At 43.8% G+C, this 17,111-nt stretch carries 13 protein-coding genes and 1 pseudogene; 9 read left to right on the top strand and 5 right to left on the bottom strand.

The window, feature by feature from the left end:
- Positions 1 to 90 precede the first annotated feature (90 nt).
- The gene (locus I592_RS08625; RefSeq protein WP_010780583.1) at positions 91 to 1,257 is read right to left on the bottom strand and encodes an RtcB family protein; all 1,167 of its coding nucleotides are present in this window, start codon (positions 1,255 to 1,257) and stop codon (positions 91 to 93) included.
- A gap of 379 nt (positions 1,258 to 1,636) precedes the next feature.
- Positions 1,637 to 2,473, bottom strand: coding sequence for a MerR family transcriptional regulator (locus I592_RS08620; protein ID WP_010780584.1), 837 nt, complete (start codon positions 2,471 to 2,473; stop codon positions 1,637 to 1,639).
- A gap of 76 nt (positions 2,474 to 2,549) precedes the next feature.
- Here I592_RS08620 and I592_RS08615 point away from each other — a divergent pair, with 76 nt between their 5' ends.
- The 7 genes from I592_RS08615 (at position 2,550) to ilvA (ending at position 12,695) form a co-directional block, all read left to right on the top strand.
- Positions 2,550 to 4,292: an ABC transporter ATP-binding protein gene (locus I592_RS08615; RefSeq protein ID WP_010780585.1), complete on the top strand. Its 1,743-nt coding sequence runs from the start codon at positions 2,550 to 2,552 to the stop codon at positions 4,290 to 4,292.
- Positions 4,273 to 6,078 (top strand): ABC transporter ATP-binding protein, encoded by a 1,806-nt coding sequence (locus I592_RS08610; protein WP_010780586.1) that lies wholly within the window; start codon positions 4,273 to 4,275, stop codon positions 6,076 to 6,078. The genes I592_RS08615 and I592_RS08610 overlap by 20 nt, the downstream gene beginning before the upstream one ends.
- A gap of 414 nt (positions 6,079 to 6,492) precedes the next feature.
- Positions 6,493 to 8,175 carry a dihydroxy-acid dehydratase gene (gene ilvD, locus I592_RS08605; RefSeq protein ID WP_010780587.1) on the top strand — a complete coding sequence of 561 codons (1,683 nt, stop codon included), beginning with the start codon at positions 6,493 to 6,495 and terminating at the stop codon, positions 8,173 to 8,175.
- 10 nt (positions 8,176 to 8,185) lie between these two features.
- Positions 8,186 to 9,892: a biosynthetic-type acetolactate synthase large subunit gene (ilvB, locus tag I592_RS08600; RefSeq protein ID WP_010780588.1), complete on the top strand. Its 1,707-nt coding sequence runs from the start codon at positions 8,186 to 8,188 to the stop codon at positions 9,890 to 9,892.
- Positions 9,893 to 10,369 carry an acetolactate synthase small subunit gene (gene ilvN / locus I592_RS08595; RefSeq protein ID WP_010780589.1) on the top strand — a complete coding sequence of 159 codons (477 nt, stop codon included), beginning with the start codon at positions 9,893 to 9,895 and terminating at the stop codon, positions 10,367 to 10,369.
- A gap of 59 nt (positions 10,370 to 10,428) precedes the next feature.
- On the top strand, positions 10,429 to 11,424 hold the full coding sequence (ilvC, locus tag I592_RS08590) for a ketol-acid reductoisomerase (protein ID WP_010780590.1): 996 nt from the start codon (positions 10,429 to 10,431) through the stop codon (positions 11,422 to 11,424).
- 14 nt (positions 11,425 to 11,438) lie between these two features.
- The gene (ilvA, locus tag I592_RS08585; protein ID WP_010780591.1) at positions 11,439 to 12,695 is read left to right on the top strand and encodes a threonine ammonia-lyase IlvA; all 1,257 of its coding nucleotides are present in this window, start codon (positions 11,439 to 11,441) and stop codon (positions 12,693 to 12,695) included.
- A 49-nt stretch (positions 12,696 to 12,744) separates the two neighbouring features.
- Here ilvA and I592_RS08580 read toward each other — a convergent pair whose 3' ends face one another.
- From I592_RS08580 to I592_RS08570, 3 genes and pseudogenes are all read right to left on the bottom strand, one after another.
- On the bottom strand, positions 12,745 to 13,506 hold the full coding sequence (locus I592_RS08580; RefSeq protein ID WP_010780592.1) for an ABC transporter permease: 762 nt from the start codon (positions 13,504 to 13,506) through the stop codon (positions 12,745 to 12,747).
- Positions 13,503 to 14,140, bottom strand: a pseudogene (locus I592_RS08575) (ABC transporter ATP-binding protein). Before I592_RS08575 ends, I592_RS08580 begins: the two are co-directional and overlap by 4 nt.
- A gap of 4 nt (positions 14,141 to 14,144) precedes the next feature.
- Positions 14,145 to 14,417, bottom strand: coding sequence for a hypothetical protein (locus I592_RS08570; protein WP_010780595.1), 273 nt, complete (start codon positions 14,415 to 14,417; stop codon positions 14,145 to 14,147).
- Positions 14,418 to 14,748: 331 nt separating this feature from the next.
- Between I592_RS08570 and tuf the strand changes: the two genes are divergently transcribed.
- Both tuf and I592_RS08560 read left to right on the top strand, forming a co-directional pair.
- Positions 14,749 to 15,936: an elongation factor Tu gene (gene tuf, locus I592_RS08565; protein WP_010780596.1), complete on the top strand. Its 1,188-nt coding sequence runs from the start codon at positions 14,749 to 14,751 to the stop codon at positions 15,934 to 15,936.
- Positions 15,937 to 16,050: 114 nt separating this feature from the next.
- Positions 16,051 to 17,094 (top strand): glycerol dehydrogenase, encoded by a 1,044-nt coding sequence (locus tag I592_RS08560; protein ID WP_010780597.1) that lies wholly within the window; start codon positions 16,051 to 16,053, stop codon positions 17,092 to 17,094.
- Positions 17,095 to 17,111 lie beyond the last annotated feature (17 nt).

The following is a 17,111-nucleotide window of genomic DNA, read 5'->3' as shown; positions in this document are numbered from 1 at the left end:
GGAAGCTGCTTGAGTGAACAGAAGGGGAGGATGATCACAAAAACGGCGCTTCTCTCTTAAATAGAGAAAACGCCGTTTCTATAGAGGAGATTATCCTTTGAAGTTATACAATGGACGAATCACTTCATGTATTTCCATTGTTTCATCTAAATGCGTGAGGAGCTGTTTTTTAGATTTATAGGCTTTGGGCGCCTCGTCTAAGGTCTTTTTTGACACAGAAGTCGTCCAAACGTGCCGCATCATGTGCTGGTAATTCTCCAGATTGATCGAAGCTCTAGCTTGTGTCCGGCTCATCATGCGACCAGCACCATGAGGACCAGACTGATTCCATTCTGGATTGCCTTTGCCGACCCCAAGGAGGGAGCCGTCTTTCATGTTTAATGGAACGATCATTTTTTCATTCTTTCTAGCCGAAGCGGCTCCCTTGCGCAAGATCATCTGATCGGTATCAATGTAGTTATGGGGACTGTCAAAGCTCTCAATGATCTGCTTTTCCCATTTCATTGCTTTTAAAATCGTCAGCGCCATGGTTTGTCGATTGAAGGCAGCGTATTGTTGCGCGACCTTCATATCTGCTAAATAGTTTGCCAAATCATTTTCTGCAATGAAAGAAAATTCGTAAGGAATCTCCAATTCATTCAGTACATCGGCGAGGGATTGCTTCTCTAGACTAGTGCCGGCAGCTTTTAGTTGTGCGTGTATCTCTTGGCGTGCGTCAGTGAGCTTTTGATAGGCGATCTCTTGGTGATAGTCTGCAATTTCTTTTCCTAAAATTCGACTGCCACTGTGAATGACCAGATATATCCCGTCCTTGCCTTCGTTGACCTCGATAAAATGATTGCCACCGCCTAATGTTCCGATACTTCGCAATGCAGCACCCCGATGGACAGGTGCAAGCACGTGCTCCAAATTGAAAGCATATTGGGGTTTGCTGTGGGAGTGATGGCCGCTGGGAATCCGATTTCGAATGACCCGATCGAGTTTATCAAAATTTTGTTTGATCCCTTTTTTGATTTTTGTCACATGGACGCCGCAGCCAATGTCGACCCCCACCAAGCTAGGAGCTACTTTATCCGTTACCGTCATCGTCATTCCAATGACACAGCTCGCGCCGCTGTGGGTGTCCGGCATCACTCGAATCTTTTGGTCTTGTGTAAAGGGTTGATTACAAAGAGTCATAAGTTGCCCTCTTGTACTTTCTGTCAGTGCCTCTGTGTATACAGTAGCAGAGGTGTATTTTCCTTTTATTATTTTCACTATTAATCCTCTCATAGAGGAATCGAATTGTTCCTCTGGTTTAGTTTATTCTTCTTGGTATCCTTTCTTATTCCACTCATAGGAAGCACCTCCGTCGATTATTTATTAAAATCCATACAAAAAAACTGTCAACCGAATGATTGACAGTTTGCTAAATACGCTTTATTTACGAATAAGCAGAGAGTCGGTTGAAAAAGTCCCTCTATTCGAGTAAAACGACACAGCTAGATCAATCATTTGTAGGTTGTTTACTTGGTTAGTCTTAATCATTGCGCTCTCTCCCTTCGTTAGTTTTCATTTCATCCTATCATTTTAAAACACAGGGTGTCAAGGTGTTTTGTTTTACAGTATTTCGTATCATTTGTTTGGTCTATAAATTCTATTCAATCTTTTTTGTCACTGGAATCAATACTTCAAATACCTGATCCTCAGGATGCTCCGATGTGGCTTCATCTTGCCAGAGTAATTCCCAGATATCTCCATTTAAAATCAAGTGATGTTCCTTTAAATAGTTTTTAAAACGATTATTAAAGGTATTGATATAATGAATCTCATCTTTGATAAAACCAGAAACATACTCACCAGCGGGGCGTTTGATGACGCGATGTTCATCATATAGGTGTATTCGGTCTTCAGGGATTTTCACGAGGGCACGATACGGCGCATCATGAAAGTTCTCTTCGTAGAACGCCGCACCGTCGACTAAAAAGCCGATGGGGTAACCGCTAAACAGATCGCTGCTCTCTACGTAGGAATAAAACCGTCCATATACTTGAAAGGAATCAATATCATCGAAATTTTCAATAGTATCAGAAATAACAAAGGACTCTGCTTCACGGTAGGAACAAGTGATAGACTCCAAGTCAAAGTTTTTTAACGTCGTATACCGTTCGATATAGCTGTCTAGAGTTCCGCGAATGCCCTTTAACTTGTTGATTTGTTCGTCGACTTTTTGTTTTTGCCGCATGAATCCATCTAAAACATAATCCACGTTTCGATTCTTCAAAAAGGCATGAATCTCCTCTAATGAAACATCGAGGTTTTTTAATAAGAGAATGACGTCTAATTCAAAATACTGATCAATGCTGTAATAACGATACCCATTTTCGCCAATTTTTACTGGTTTGAAAAGATGGATCTGATCGTAATAAATCAGCGTTCGTCGACTGATGCCTGCGTATTTTGCTAGTTCACTGATCGTTAAATATTTTTTCATAGAAATCCTCATTTCTTGCTTGACTGTGACGTTACGTTGCACTTTATTCTAACATAGGAGAAGGAGGGAAAAAAAGATGAAACTATTCAAAATCTTTTTCAAAGAGTATCAAACGATGTTCTTGGGCACCTTCATCTTAATGATCGTGCAGGCGGTTGGAACACTTATGATTCCTTACTATGTTGCTGAAATTATTGATGAAGGTATTTTAACGCAAGATCAAGGAGCGATTTGGCGAAATGGCGGATTGATGCTGGGGATCGCTGTGTTGACGGGGATCGTGTCGATTATCGCAAGTTATTATTCAGCGATTTTGGCTGGACGCTTCGGCTATTTTCTGCGGAAGCAGCTAGTCAGCAAAACACAGCAGTTGTCCATGGCTGAAATGGATGAATTCGGGACCCCCACGTTACTTGCTCGAACAACCAGTGACATTACAAATATTCAACAAATTTTAATGATGGTCTTCCAAATGATTATTCCTGCGCCGTTGATCTGCTTGGCGTCGATTGTTTTGACAGGAATGATCTCGTGGCGCTTTGTCTGGATACCGATCGCATCGATCGTTTTATTTTCGATCGTTTCGTTTATCGTTATCAAGAAGGCTGTTCCTCTTGCAGATGTGATGCAGCAGCGGATGGACAAGATGATGCAGATTCTAAGAGAATTTTATACAGGTGTGCGAGTGATTCGCGCATTCAATAAAACGGATTTTGAAAAAGAACGTACAGACAAAACATTCTTTAACTATTCTGATGTTATGATCCGTGTCAATAAATTATTTGCTGTTTTGAATCCGACAGTGAACTTAGTCATGGGCTTAGGAATGACTGCTGTCTTAGCATTTGGCGGATTATTAGTTGTTCAAGGAAATGTACCGATCGGCAGTCTGACTGCGATCAGTGAGTATACGATCTTGAGCTTATGGTTCTTGACGATGGCAGCGATGGTGATCGTAATGATCCCGAAGGCGTTGGCTTCTTTGGAGCGTATCGGTGAAGTTTTGGATAAAGAAGAAGAAATCGTCGATGGTCCGAAGACCTCGTTTGCTAGAGTAACGGATACGCCGATTGCTGTTTTCGATCACGTTGATTTCACGTATAGCGGTGCGGAAGAAGCCGTCTTATCCGACATCACGTTTGACATTCCAAAAGGGGTGACGGCGATTGTCGGGGGAACAGGATCAGGTAAAAGTACGATTGCAAAAGCCCTTTTACGTCTACGAGATACGACCAAGGGTGAGATTCGTTTCTTGGATGAACCGATTCAAGGGGTGACACAAGAAGCCCTCAGAGATCGAATCAGCTATGTCCCGCAGAAAGCATTTTTATTTAGCGGCACGGTCAGGGACAATTTCCTCTTTGGAAATCCTGAGGCAACTGAAAAAGAAATGCAGGCGGCTGCAAAAGCTGCTCAGGCAGAAGACTTTATTCATCAGTTAGATGGACAATATGATGCGTTTGTCGCTCAAAAGGGGAATAATTTCTCTGGGGGACAAAAGCAACGGTTGAGTATTGCCAGAGCCTTGATCAAGCCAGCAGATCTTTATTTCTTTGACGATAGTTTCTCAGCACTGGATTATCAAACAGACGCGAAATTACGGAAGGCCTTGAAAACGTATTTGTCCGAGGCGGCGATCGTGATCGTTGCGCAGCGTCTTTCAACGATTAAAGATGCGGATCAGATCATTGTTTTAGAAGAAGGACGAATCGTGGGGAAAGGCACCCATGAAGAGCTGCTGACAACCTGCGGCGTGTATCAAGAATTTGCCAAATCTCAAGGAATGGAGGAGAAAAAGCATGAGCATCAAGCAAGTTGAGGAAAAAGAAGTGGTAACTGAAACACCAAAAGAGCTTAAAAAGACCAGCATTCGTCTGTTGAAGCTCTTGATGGAACAAAAAGGTCGATTTGTCATAATTGTTTCTTCGGCAGTTTTTTTCGCGGCTTTGATGGCGATCACTCCGCTGATTTTAGGTCAGGGATTGGATGCGATCATCTCCTTGATCCAAACAGGTCAGGTAACAGTCGAGAGCTTATTTAATGCACTGGTCCGTCCAGTGGCACTGCTCTTTTTGTCATGGCTAGGCGTCTCCTTGTTTTCATTGCTGCAAGAATACACTATGGCAAGTGTGGCTGAAACGTTAACACTGCGACTGAGAAAGCTGTTAACGGAAAAGCTTAACCGCTTGCCGATGAATTTCTTTGATCAGTATAAAACGGGGGATGTGTTGACACGAGCGACACTTGATTTAGACAAAGTATCTGAGGTTCTGCAAGTAGGGTTGATGCAAATGATCTCCGCTGTCCTGTCGATCGTGATTGGTTTAGGCTTGATGATTTATTTAAGCCCGCTGCTTACCTTGGGGATAGTGATCATTCTACTGATCAGTCTCTTTTTGACAAACCGTCTGGCTCATAAAAACCAAGAATATTTTTCAGAGAATCAAGTTGCTTTAGGAGCGGTGGGAACGAAAGCCGAAGAGGATTACTCAGGAAACTTGCTGATCAAGTCTTACAATCGACAAAAAGAAACGATGGAAGATTTGGATGCATTGAACGAAGCGCAATTCCAAGCCTTCAAAAAAGCACAGTTCGTCAGCTTCGCGATCAATCCTTTGATTCGGCTGATCAACCAGCTAGGCTTTGTGACGAGTGCGGTCGTTGGCGGTATCATGGTGATCAACGGCCAATTATCGATTGGTTTGGTCCAGGCCTATTTACAATACGTCAATCAGGTCTCAGAACCAATCACGCAGGTTTCTTATGTGATCAACAGTTTGCAAAGTGCATTTGCTGCACTGGAGCGAATCTTTGAGATTTTAGATCAAGAGGAAGAAAAGGAAGACGCGATCCACATTCCTGTTCCAGAAACGCTGCGGGGTGAAGTAAACTTCAAGCATGTTTCCTTTGGGTATTCTTCGGACCGTTTGCTCATGGAAGATGTGAATTTCAAAGTGAAGCCGAAGCAGATGGTCGCTATCGTAGGACCGACCGGCGCTGGAAAAACAACGATGATCAACTTGTTGATGCGTTTTTACGAATTAACCGGCGGTCAGATCGAAGTTGATGGAAAAGACGTCAGTCATTTTTCACGAGCGGCCATTCGACAAAAATTCGGAATGGTGCTGCAGGATACTTGGCTGTTTGAAGGAACTGTGGCAAATAATATTGCATACGGCAATCCTGATGCCACCAGACAAGAGGTGGTCCAGGCGGCGAAAGATGCTCAATGCCACCATTTTATTCGTACGTTGCCTAACGGGTATGACACCATCATTTCTTCAGACGGCAGTCAGATTTCCCAAGGACAGCAACAGCTGCTGACGATTGCACGGGCCATTTTAGCCGATCCGCAATTACTGATTCTGGACGAAGCGACATCAAGTGTCGATACACGGACAGAAGGGATGATTCAGCAGGCTATGGATCAGTTAACGGCAGAGCGAACAAGCTTCGTCATTGCCCACCGTTTGTCGACCATCAAAAACGCGGATTTGATTTTAGTCATGAAAGACGGGGCGATCATTGAACAAGGCAGTCATCGCAGTTTAATGGAAAAAGGCGATTTTTATGCCGCTCTTTATGATAGTCAATTCGCCGCTTAAGCTCGACACCTCGTGTCGGGCTTTTCGTTTGTAAAGTCAAAGGAACAATGACTTTTCATTTGTAAACTTTAAATGGGTTTGGCTTTACAAATGAAAAGTATCCAGGTTAAAACCCTAAAACAATTTAATTAGAAAATATTCTGAAAATTCATTGACTTTTAATCTTATGAACTGTATAGTATAAAAAAATGATTAAGATATTATTAGAAAAACGAGGAGCCGATTTTTATGCGCAAGAGTAAATACAATAATTTCGATGGCATCGTCTTATTAATTATTGAGTTGAGGACTTAGAACGCGGGAGAGTATGAACCGTTCGTTTGAGTCCTGTTTGCGTTACAAATGGGATTCTTGCAAGAGCATCCCATTTTATTGATGGGATGCTCTTTTTTTGATGGCAGGGGAGATGTGACTATGAGAAGTGATCAGATTAAAAAAGGAATTGATGCAGCACCGGCTAGAAGCTTATTGTATGCGACTGGCCAAGTAAAGAATATTCACGATATGGATAAACCGTTTATTGCGATTTGTAATTCATACATCGATATCGTTCCTGGACATGTTCACCTGCGCGAACTGGCAGATGTGGCAAAAGAAGCGATTCGTGAAGCCGGCGGGATTCCCTTCGAATTCAATACGATCGGTGTCGATGACGGCATCGCGATGGGACATATTGGGATGCGTTACTCCCTACCGAGTCGCGAATTGATCGCTGATGCAGCAGAGACAGTGATCAATGCTCATTGGTTTGACGGCGTGTTTTATATTCCGAATTGTGACAAGATTACGCCGGGAATGATTATGGCCGCTGTCCGGACGGACGTCCCTTCGATCTTTTGTTCTGGCGGGCCAATGAAGGCGGGAATCGATCCATTGGGACACCAAACAACGTTATCCTCGATGTTTGAAGCGGTAGGAACGTTCAAAGAAGGTAAAATGACCAAAGAGGATTTCCTATTCATGGAACAAAATGCCTGCCCGACCTGTGGTTCCTGTGCTGGGATGTTTACGGCGAACTCCATGAACTGTCTATTGGAAATATTGGGTCTTGCATTACCTGGAAATGGTACGATCTTGGCGGTTTCAGATGAACGCCGGGAGCTGGTAAGAGAATCTGCCAAGCACTTGATGAATCTTGTGAAGAAACAGATTAAGCCAAGAGACATCGTCACGAAAGAAGCGATTGACGACGCCTTCGCATTGGATATGGCGATGGGCGGTTCAACGAATACTGTTCTTCATACCTTAGCTATCGCCAATGAAGCCGAGATTGATTACGATCAGTCTGATATTAATGAGATTGCCAAAAGAGTTCCTTATCTTTCAAAAATTGCGCCGTCCTCCAGCTATTCGATGCACGACGTTCATGAAGCCGGCGGGGTTCCAGCGATCATCAACGAACTGGTCTCTATCGACGGAGCGATCCATTCAGACAGGATCACCGTTACCGGCAAAACGTTACGTGAGAATGTCGCTTCAGCGAAAATCAAGAACGAAGAAGTGATTCATCCGAAGACGGCACCTTATAGTGCGGTTGGCGGCCTGTCGATCTTATACGGGAATATCGCACCTGAAGGCAGCGTGATCAAAGTGGGCGGGGTAGACCCGAGTATCACTGTCTTTAAAGGAACAGCGATCTGCTTTAGTTCTCATGATGAAGCAGTGGCTGCCATCGATGATCACACTGTCACAAAAGGACATGTCGTTGTTATCCGATACGAAGGACCAAAAGGCGGTCCGGGAATGCCCGAAATGTTGGCACCAACATCTAGTATCGTCGGCCGCGGATTAGGAAAAGACGTTGCGCTGATCACAGACGGACGTTTTTCTGGAGCAACGCGGGGCATCGCTGTCGGACATATTTCACCAGAGGCAGCAGCCGGCGGACCCATCGCTCTGGTTCAAGATGGAGATGAGATTACGATTGATTTGACAGATCGTACATTGAACGTCGCTGTTTCAGAAGAAGAATTAGCAAAACGAAGAGAGCAATTAGTAAAATTCCAACCAAAAGTCAAAAAAGGCTGGTTGGCTCGTTACTCAGCGATGGTGACTTCCGCGCACACTGGCGGAGTCATGAAACTACCAGAGGAATAGGGGGATCGTGATGGAAGAAATGAAGCAAAAAGCAGACGCGGAAGAGCTGTATAGCGGCGCAGATCTATTGATCAAGTGTTTGGAAAATCAAGGAGTCGAATTGATTTTCGGGTATCCTGGCGGGTCCGTTTTACCGCTGTATGACTCCCTTTATGATGAATCGATTCCGAATATTCTTACACGGCACGAGCAAGGTGCCGTGCACGCCGCAGAGGGGTACGCGAAGGCGACAGGCAAACCTGGAGTAGTTATTGTAACCAGCGGACCTGGTGCGACCAATGTAGTCACGGGGATCGCAGACGCGATGATCGATTCGGTTCCTTTGGTCGTTATTACAGGTCAAGTAACCACACCCGGCATTGGAAAGGATGCCTTCCAAGAAGCGGATATGTTGGGGATCACCGTTCCCATTACCAAAAATAATTATCAGGTTCGAGACATTGAAGAGCTTCCCCGGATCATCAATGAAGCCTTTCATATTGCGACGACAGGAAGAAAAGGACCAGTGCTGATTGATTTGCCGAAAGACATTACGACATTGAAAGCCAATCCAGCCATTAATAAGGTCGTTCATTTAGAGAGTTACCAGCCGACGACAACACCCTCTATTTTACAAATCGAACGGCTGATGACGTTATTGAAACGAGCAAAAAAACCGCTGCTTCTTGTTGGGGGAGGTGTCGTTGCGGCAGATGGCGGCAACGAATTGCGACAATTGGTAGAAAAATACCGGCTGCCGACAGTAAGCACCTTGTTAGGGCTAGGCCTACTGCCGCATGATCATCCTAATTTTCTAGGTATGGGCGGCATGCATGGAACATATGCCGCAAATATGGCTATGATGGAATGCGATTTACTGATCAACATTGGCAGCCGGTTTGACGATCGTCTGGCCTGTTCATCTGAAGCATTCGCGCCTCATGCCAAAATTGCCCATATAGATGTTGATCCAGTAGAAATCGGAAAGATCATCAAAACAGATATCCCGATCGTCGGTGATGCAAAGATCGCGCTAAGTCAAATGCTGTCGACAGAGAGTGACGCGCCAGAATGCGAAGAGTGGCGGATGCTGTGTAAGGCACGGCAAGAAAAATACCCATTGAAATACACCTGGGATGAGAAAGTCATCAAGCCGCAAGAAGTCATCGAGATTGTTGGACGGATCACCGAAGGGCAAGCTTATGTGGCGACTGATGTAGGTCAGCATCAAATGTGGGTAGCGCAATTTTATCCATTCAAGTTTCCAAAACAATTAATCACCAGTGGCGGGTTAGGGACCATGGGGTATGGAATCCCAGCTGGCATTGGGACGAAATTTGGCAAACCAGAGGAATCAGTGGTCGTCTTTGTCGGAGATGGCGGCTTTCAAATGACCAATCAGGAATTCGCCATTTTGAATCAAAATAACTTGGATATTAAATTCATTTTGATGAACAACCAATCCCTAGGAATGGTTCGTCAGTGGCAAGAAAAATTCTTTAATGAACGCCGTTCGCAATCTGTTTTTCAAGAGCAACCGGATTTCATGAAGATGGCGGAAGCCTACGGGATAGGCAGTAAAAAAATTACTGATCCACATACGTTGGAAAAAGAATTGCAAGCAGCGTTTGCGACACCTGGCCCTATGCTGATCGAGGTGATGATTTGCACGAAAGAGCACGTATTGCCTATGATTCCGGCGGGTATGCCAAATGATCAGATGTTGGGGGTAGATTAGATGAGACGAATGATCACAGCGATGGTTCACGATCAGGCGGGAGTACTGAGTCGCATCACCAGCGTGCTAAACCGCAGACAGGTAAATATGGATAGTGTCTCTGTCGGTCGAACGGAAAGAGACGGAGAGTCGCGCATGACGATCATTATCCAAGCGGACACTTTAGCAGACGTGGAACAAGTAACGAAGCAGCTAAATAAGCAAATCGATGTTGTGAAAGTCTCTGATGTAACGGATGAGCCTCATTTAGAAAGAGAATTGGCATTGGTCAAAGTCAGTGCGCCGGCTGCGATCCGTTCAGAGATTCAAGCGATGATCGATCCGTTTCGCGCAGATGTCGTGGATGTAGGATTAAAAACGATTGTCGTACAGGTCGCAGGCTCGACGGAAAAGGTCAATGCCTGTATCGATGTACTTCGACCGTATGGTATCAAGCAGTTAGCCCGAACAGGAGTAACTGGATTTAGCAGAGGTTAAACGCAAAATAAATTTCTTGTTTTGCTATTAATATAGTTTAATAAATTGGAGGAAAAATGATGGTTAAAGTTTATTATGATGATGCAGTAGCGAAGGATGCTTTAGAAGGAAAAACAATTGCTGTAGTGGGTTATGGGTCACAAGGACACGCTCATGCACAAAATCTACGTGACACGGGTCACCAAGTCGTGATCGGTGTGCGAGAAGGAAAATCCGCTGAGGCTGCTCGTGAAGATGGGTTTGATGTATTGTCAGTAGCTGACGCAGCTAAAAAAGCCGAAGTAGTCATGATTTTAGCTCCAGATGAGATCCAAGGTGCGCTCTATGAGAATGAAATCGCACCAAACTTAGAAGAAGGCGACGCGTTAGTTTTCGCCCATGGATTCAATATTCATTTTGATGTAATCAATCCGCCGAAAAACGTGGATGTCTTCTTAGTGGCACCTAAAGGCCCTGGGCATTTAGTTCGTCGGACGTTTACCGAAGGATTTGCCGTACCTGCCTTATTCGCGGTTTATCAAGACGCAACAGGAACTGCTCAAGAATTAGCGCTGTCTTATGCTAAAGGAATCGGTGCGACACGAGTAGGTGTCTTGGAAACAACCTTTAAAGAAGAAACTGAAACCGATCTGTTTGGTGAACAAGCCGTGTTATGTGGCGGGTTAACCAGTATGATCGAAGCAGGATTTGAAACCTTAGTAGAAGCGGGCTATCAACCTGAATTGGCATACTTCGAAGTCTGTCACGAAATGAAGCTAATCGTTGATTTGATCTATGAAGGCGGCTTTGGAAAAATGCGGAATTCTATCTCCAATACTGCGGAATACGGGGATTATGTTTCAGGACCTCGCGTTATTACGGATCAAGCAAAAGCAGGAATGAAGGAAGTCCTAACAGATATCCAAAATGGAAAATTTGCGCAAGGCTTTATTGATGATAACAAAAACGGCTTCCCAGAGTTTAAGAAGATGCGTAAAGAAAGTGCGGGTCATCAAATTGAAGAAGTAGGTGGCGAATTACGAAAAATGATGCCATTTGTCAGCCGTAAAGATTAGTGGGAGGTGCAGTGATGGATTTGATCAAAGACACCGAGGTTCGCAGTGCTTATCAATTACTGAAAAATTCGGTCAATCATACACCATTGCAATACGATCGTTACTTATCTGAAAAGTATCAGGCAACCGTTTTACTCAAGCGAGAAGATCTGCAAAAAGTTCGTTCGTTTAAATTACGCGGGGCCTATTACGCCATAAAAAAACTTCCAGAAGCGGAACTAAAAAAGGGTGTTGTTTGTGCAAGCGCGGGGAATCATGCACAGGGAGTGGCGTATACATGCCATGAATTAAGAACGAAAGCCGCGATTTTTATGCCGACTACGACACCACAGCAAAAAGTCTCGCAAGTAAATTTTTTTGGTGGCGAATTCGCAGATATTCATTTAGTTGGAGATACCTTTGATGCTTCTGCTTCTGCAGCAAGAGCGTATTGCGAAGAAAATGGCATGACCTTCATTGATCCCTTCAACGACAGGAACATCATTGCCGGTCAAGGAACACTGGCTTTAGAGATGATGACCGATGCAGAAAGTGAAGGCTATAAACCAGATTATGTCATTGCAGCAATCGGCGGCGGCGGCTTGATCAGCGGCGTATCATCGTATGTGAAAAATACATCTCCGATGACAAAAGTAATTGGTGTGGAGCCAAAAGGGGCTGCATCGATGCAGGCAGCTTTTGAAAAAGAGCAACCAGTGAAATTGGCAGAGATTGACAAATTCGTTGACGGTGCAGCCGTTCAATGTGTAGGTGAAATAACGTACCTCCACAGCAAAGAATATGTAGATGAGCTGATGTCGGTGGATGAGGGATTGATTTGCTCTACGATTCTTGATCTGTACGGCAAGCAGGCCATTGTAGTTGAACCCGCGGGTGCGTTGAGTGTTGCTGCTTTGGATTTAATGAAAGAAAAAATCAAAGGAAAAACAGTGATCTGTGTCATCAGCGGTGGAAACAACGACATTAATCGAATGGCAGAGATCGAGGAACGTTCGCTGATTTATCAGGGATTAAAACATTACTTTGTCGTGAATTTTCCGCAACGTCCGGGCGCACTCAAGGAGTTTGTGTCCGAGGTATTGGGTGAAGGAGACGACATCACTCGATTTGAATACACGAAAAAAAGCAATCGCGGGACCGGCCCAGTAGTGATCGGCGTGTTGTTGAAGAAGCCTGAGACACTGCCAAGCTTATTGAAGCGATTAAATGAATTTGATTCTACCTATATCGAGTTAAGTCAAAACAAAACACTGTACAATTTGCTCGTATAGATAAATGACCTCCAGAAGATCCCTTTTGGAGGTCGTTTTGTGTTCATTTTTAGGAAATCAACTGGTAATCGTCATTAAAGTAATCTTTATAAGCAAAATACCCGGCAATGATCGCTCCCAAACTTGTAGCAGAGAGCAGCATGAAGGTCACCATGATCTGATATTTGATGGCATGGACGGGATCAAGGCCCGCAAATATCAAACCGGACATCATTCCCGGCAGACTCACAAGTCCTACCGTTTTAGCAGAATCGATCGTCGGCTGCATGGCCGTTTTGATACTTTGCTGCAAAATAGGCTTAGAGGCCAAGTTGATTGAAGCGCCTAAAGCTAATTTTTCTAATGTTTGTTGCCTCAAATCATGGAATTGGGTATTCAACGTGCGGTAACACAGACCAATCGCTACCATGGAATTGCTCGCAATCATTCCTGTAATAGGCACAATCTGCGAGGGAACAAATTTGATCGCTCCAGAAAAAATCAAGACACCCAGCGTCACATAGGTACTGATAAAAATAGCGGCAAAAGAATGGCGGTATTTCTTACGTGAACCAGGATTTCTCTTATGCGCATTCCAAGCCGCATTAAACACGATAAACAGGCTCATCGCCACTGTTAAGAAACCATTGTTTACTTGGAAAATGTATTTTAGCAAATAGCCTACTAGGATCAACTGAAGGATCGCCCGTATAATACTAAGAAAAATATCTTTAGATAGATGAAGCTTTTCTTTTGAGCTAATAAAGACAGCAATCAAAACCAAGGCAAAAGCGAGTACGAAGGAGAGGTCATTCACAGCTAAAGAATTCATTTTTTTAATCTCCCTTCTTGGAGGATCAGCAGTTCTTTTGCTGCCTGAATTTCGGATTCATCATGCGTCACCTGCATAATGGAGCAGCCTTGTTGCTGCAATTGCTGGACGAGTCGATGGATGATCCCTTTTGTCGATTCATCTAAACCGGTCGTCACTTCGTCGAGCAATAAAATTTTTGGTAAAAATAAAATGTTCCGAATCATCGCGACACGTTGGCGTTCACCGCCAGATAATTCAGTGATCTTTTTTGAGATATAGTTTGAGGGGAGATCAACTAAATTGAGGGTAGTTGCCATCTTCTCCTTATCTGGAAAAAGAGATCGGACGAAATAAGGGAAAGCTAAATTGTCTTCAACAGTATCACCGAACAAAGCAGGCTGTTGGAAGCAATAAGAAACTTGTTGACGATAGTCAGTATAGTCATAGGAACGTTGCTGCTTACCGCTGAAGAGCAGCTCCCCGTTCGTTGGCGATACTAACGAAGCGATCACGCGTAATAGGGTGCTCTTGCCACTTCCAGAGGGACCAGTGATCGTCAAAAAGCACCTTCTTCTAAATTGAAGGAAAGGTGATCCAAAATGGTATTCTGTCCCGCTTGATAACTGACATCATGTAACTCTAAAAGTGCCATCTGATTATTGTTCCTCTCCAGCAGTATAAGGAATCACGACAAAAAGATCCGGCCGTTCATCGACTACTAATTGCTTCAAGGCGAATGCTGGGTGCCTAATGATCTGGCTCTCTTGATCAAACCGTTCAATAAAATAGTCTTTAATTTGATCATCGGTCCATTGTCTGGCAGGAAAGTGCCAATAGTGATCCTTCTCCTTAACAAACACAAAACCAACACTCCAAGCTTCCTTTACTTCATCTGGAATTTGAGCCAACAACGCTTGAAAATTTTCCATAACTTCTTACCTCCATAGTGACTTATCAGGATTCTTTTGTAAATGTACTCTATTATTAAACCAATAATCCATTTTTCTGTACACTCTTTGGTTTTTATTATAGCCTATAATCTCTCATCTAAAGCAAAGTATTTAGCAACAGAAACGATGAGAAGACCGAGTTATTCCTGTCCTCTTCATGACGAGAAACATATCATTTGGAGTTTGACCAATTCTGATGTATTATACTCTCGGATGGTTACTTACAAAAAGTAAAAGTGTAAATCTTTTTCATTTCATTCAAAATGATTTACACTGTATCCGTAAGAATTTTTTAGGAGGTTTGTTTATTATGGCAAAAGAACATTATGATAGAAGTAAACCACACGTTAATATTGGTACCATTGGTCACGTCGACCACGGTAAAACAACATTAACTGCAGCAATCACAACGGTATTAGGTAAGAAAGGTCTCGCAAACCCTCAAGACTACGCTAGTATCGATGCTGCACCCGAAGAACGTGAACGCGGAATCACTATCAATACCGCTCACGTAGAATACGAAACTGAAAAACGCCACTATGCCCATATCGACGCTCCAGGACACGCGGACTATGTTAAAAACATGATCACCGGTGCTGCTCAAATGGACGGTGCGATCTTAGTAGTATCAGCTACTGATGGCCCTATGCCTCAAACACGCGAACACATTCTATTATCACGTCAAGTAGGTGTAAAATACTTGATCGTCTTCTTGAACAAAGTAGACTTGGTTGATGACGACGAATTGATCGATTTAGTAGAGATGGAAGTTCGGGAATTGCTTACAGAATATGGTTTCCCAGGCGACGATATTCCTGTTCTTAAAGGTTCTGCTTTGAAAACATTAGAAGGCGATCCTGAACAAGAACAAGTCATCCTTGACTTAATGGATACTGTTGACGAATATATTCCAACACCAGAACGTGATACTGACAAACCATTCTTGTTACCAGTCGAAGATGTGTTCTCAATCACAGGACGCGGAACTGTAGCTTCTGGTCGTATCGACCGTGGTGAAGTCAAAGTCGGTGATGAAATTGAAATCATCGGGATCAAACCTGAAGTTCAAAAAGCAATCGTAACAGGTCTTGAAATGTTCCGTAAAACATTGGATTACGGGGAAGCCGGCGATAACGTTGGTGTGCTTTTACGTGGGATTACTCGTGATGAAATCGAACGTGGTCAAGTGTTAGCTAAACCAGGTTCAATTACACCGCATACAAAATTCAGCGCAGAAGTATATGTATTGTCGAAAGAAGAAGGCGGACGTCATACACCATTCTTCAACAACTACCGTCCTCAATTCTACTTCCGTACGACGGACGTTACAGGTAATATCATGTTGCCAGAAGGCACTGAAATGGTTATGCCTGGCGATAACGTAACAATCGACGTTGATTTGATCCACCCAATCGCTGTAGAAAAAGGAACAACTTTCTCTATTCGTGAAGGCGGACGTACTGTTGGTTCAGGTATCGTTACTGAAATCGAAAAATAATTTAGACTTACTAAGCACGCAGCGTAAAAAGCTGCGTGCTTTTTTTATCATGCTGGGAAGTTTTCTTGCACCGATTTCAGCAAGTTGCTATGATAAATCAAAAAGGAGACCGCTATGGAAAAATTTTTTGCGAGTCCGATGGCTTATCGACAGGGAAAGAATGTTCTTTGGGCCCATATAGAGGATATTTTGTCTTTTGGAGAAAGAGGATTACTAGTAACGGATGCGTTTGTCTATCAAATGGTCGGAGAAGGGCTGATGAAGGAGCTGGTAAAGCAAGGGGGACAACTCACTGTCTGGTTAGTAGAAGAGGAACAGCCGACTCTGAGTTTTGATTATGTCATCGCTTTGGGTGGCGGAAGAGCGATCGATTTAGGAAAAGCATTGGCTTTTAATACGAAGAGCCGCTGCATTGTTGTCCCCACCTCAGCAGCAACCGATGCCCCTACTTCTCGAATTTCGGTGGAGTATCGAGAGGGATATTTTGAAAACTATGCCTATTATACTAAAAGCCCCGATTTGGTCCTGGTTGATACGGAGATCTTGATCCACAGTCCGGTCCACTTTTTAGCCGCGGGAATCGCAGACGGATTGTCAACGTCAATTGAAGCAAGAACAGTACGAGAAAATAATGGGAAGAATACCTTAGGAGCGGCACCTACCTTAGCAGCAGGAGCCATTGCGGAGAAGTGTCGCGAAGTGTTGTTGGAGCATGGGGAGGCAGCGTTAGAGGCCAATAAAAGACAAGAAATCACTCAATCCTTTGAAGCAGTAGTCGAGGCAAATATATTATTAAGCGGTATTGGGTTTGAATCAGGCGGATTGAGTATCGCCCATGCCTTGCACAATGCGATGGTCAGTTTGTGGGGGAGAGCGATAAAAGGCAGCCACGGACAAATCATCGCGTTGACAACGTTGCAGCAATTGCGAATCGAAGGACGAGAAGAGGAGCTTGCACAATATCAAGCGTTATTCGAAAAGTTCGGGTTGCCGATCACCTATGAAGCGTTGACCATTTTTCCCTCCGCGAGTGAGCTGAAAACAATCACCGATCTTGCATTTTCACCAGAGGACGGGATCGTTCGCAGCGGATCACAAGCAACAAAAGAGGAAGTATATAGAGCGCTAATGACATTTAGAAAAACCCGTGAAATCTAACATGATTTCACGGGCCT

The organism is Enterococcus gilvus ATCC BAA-350, assembly GCF_000407545.1.
Taxonomy (GTDB): domain Bacteria; phylum Bacillota; class Bacilli; order Lactobacillales; family Enterococcaceae; genus Enterococcus_A; species Enterococcus_A gilvus.
This window is presented reverse-complemented; position numbering and strand designations above follow the sequence as displayed.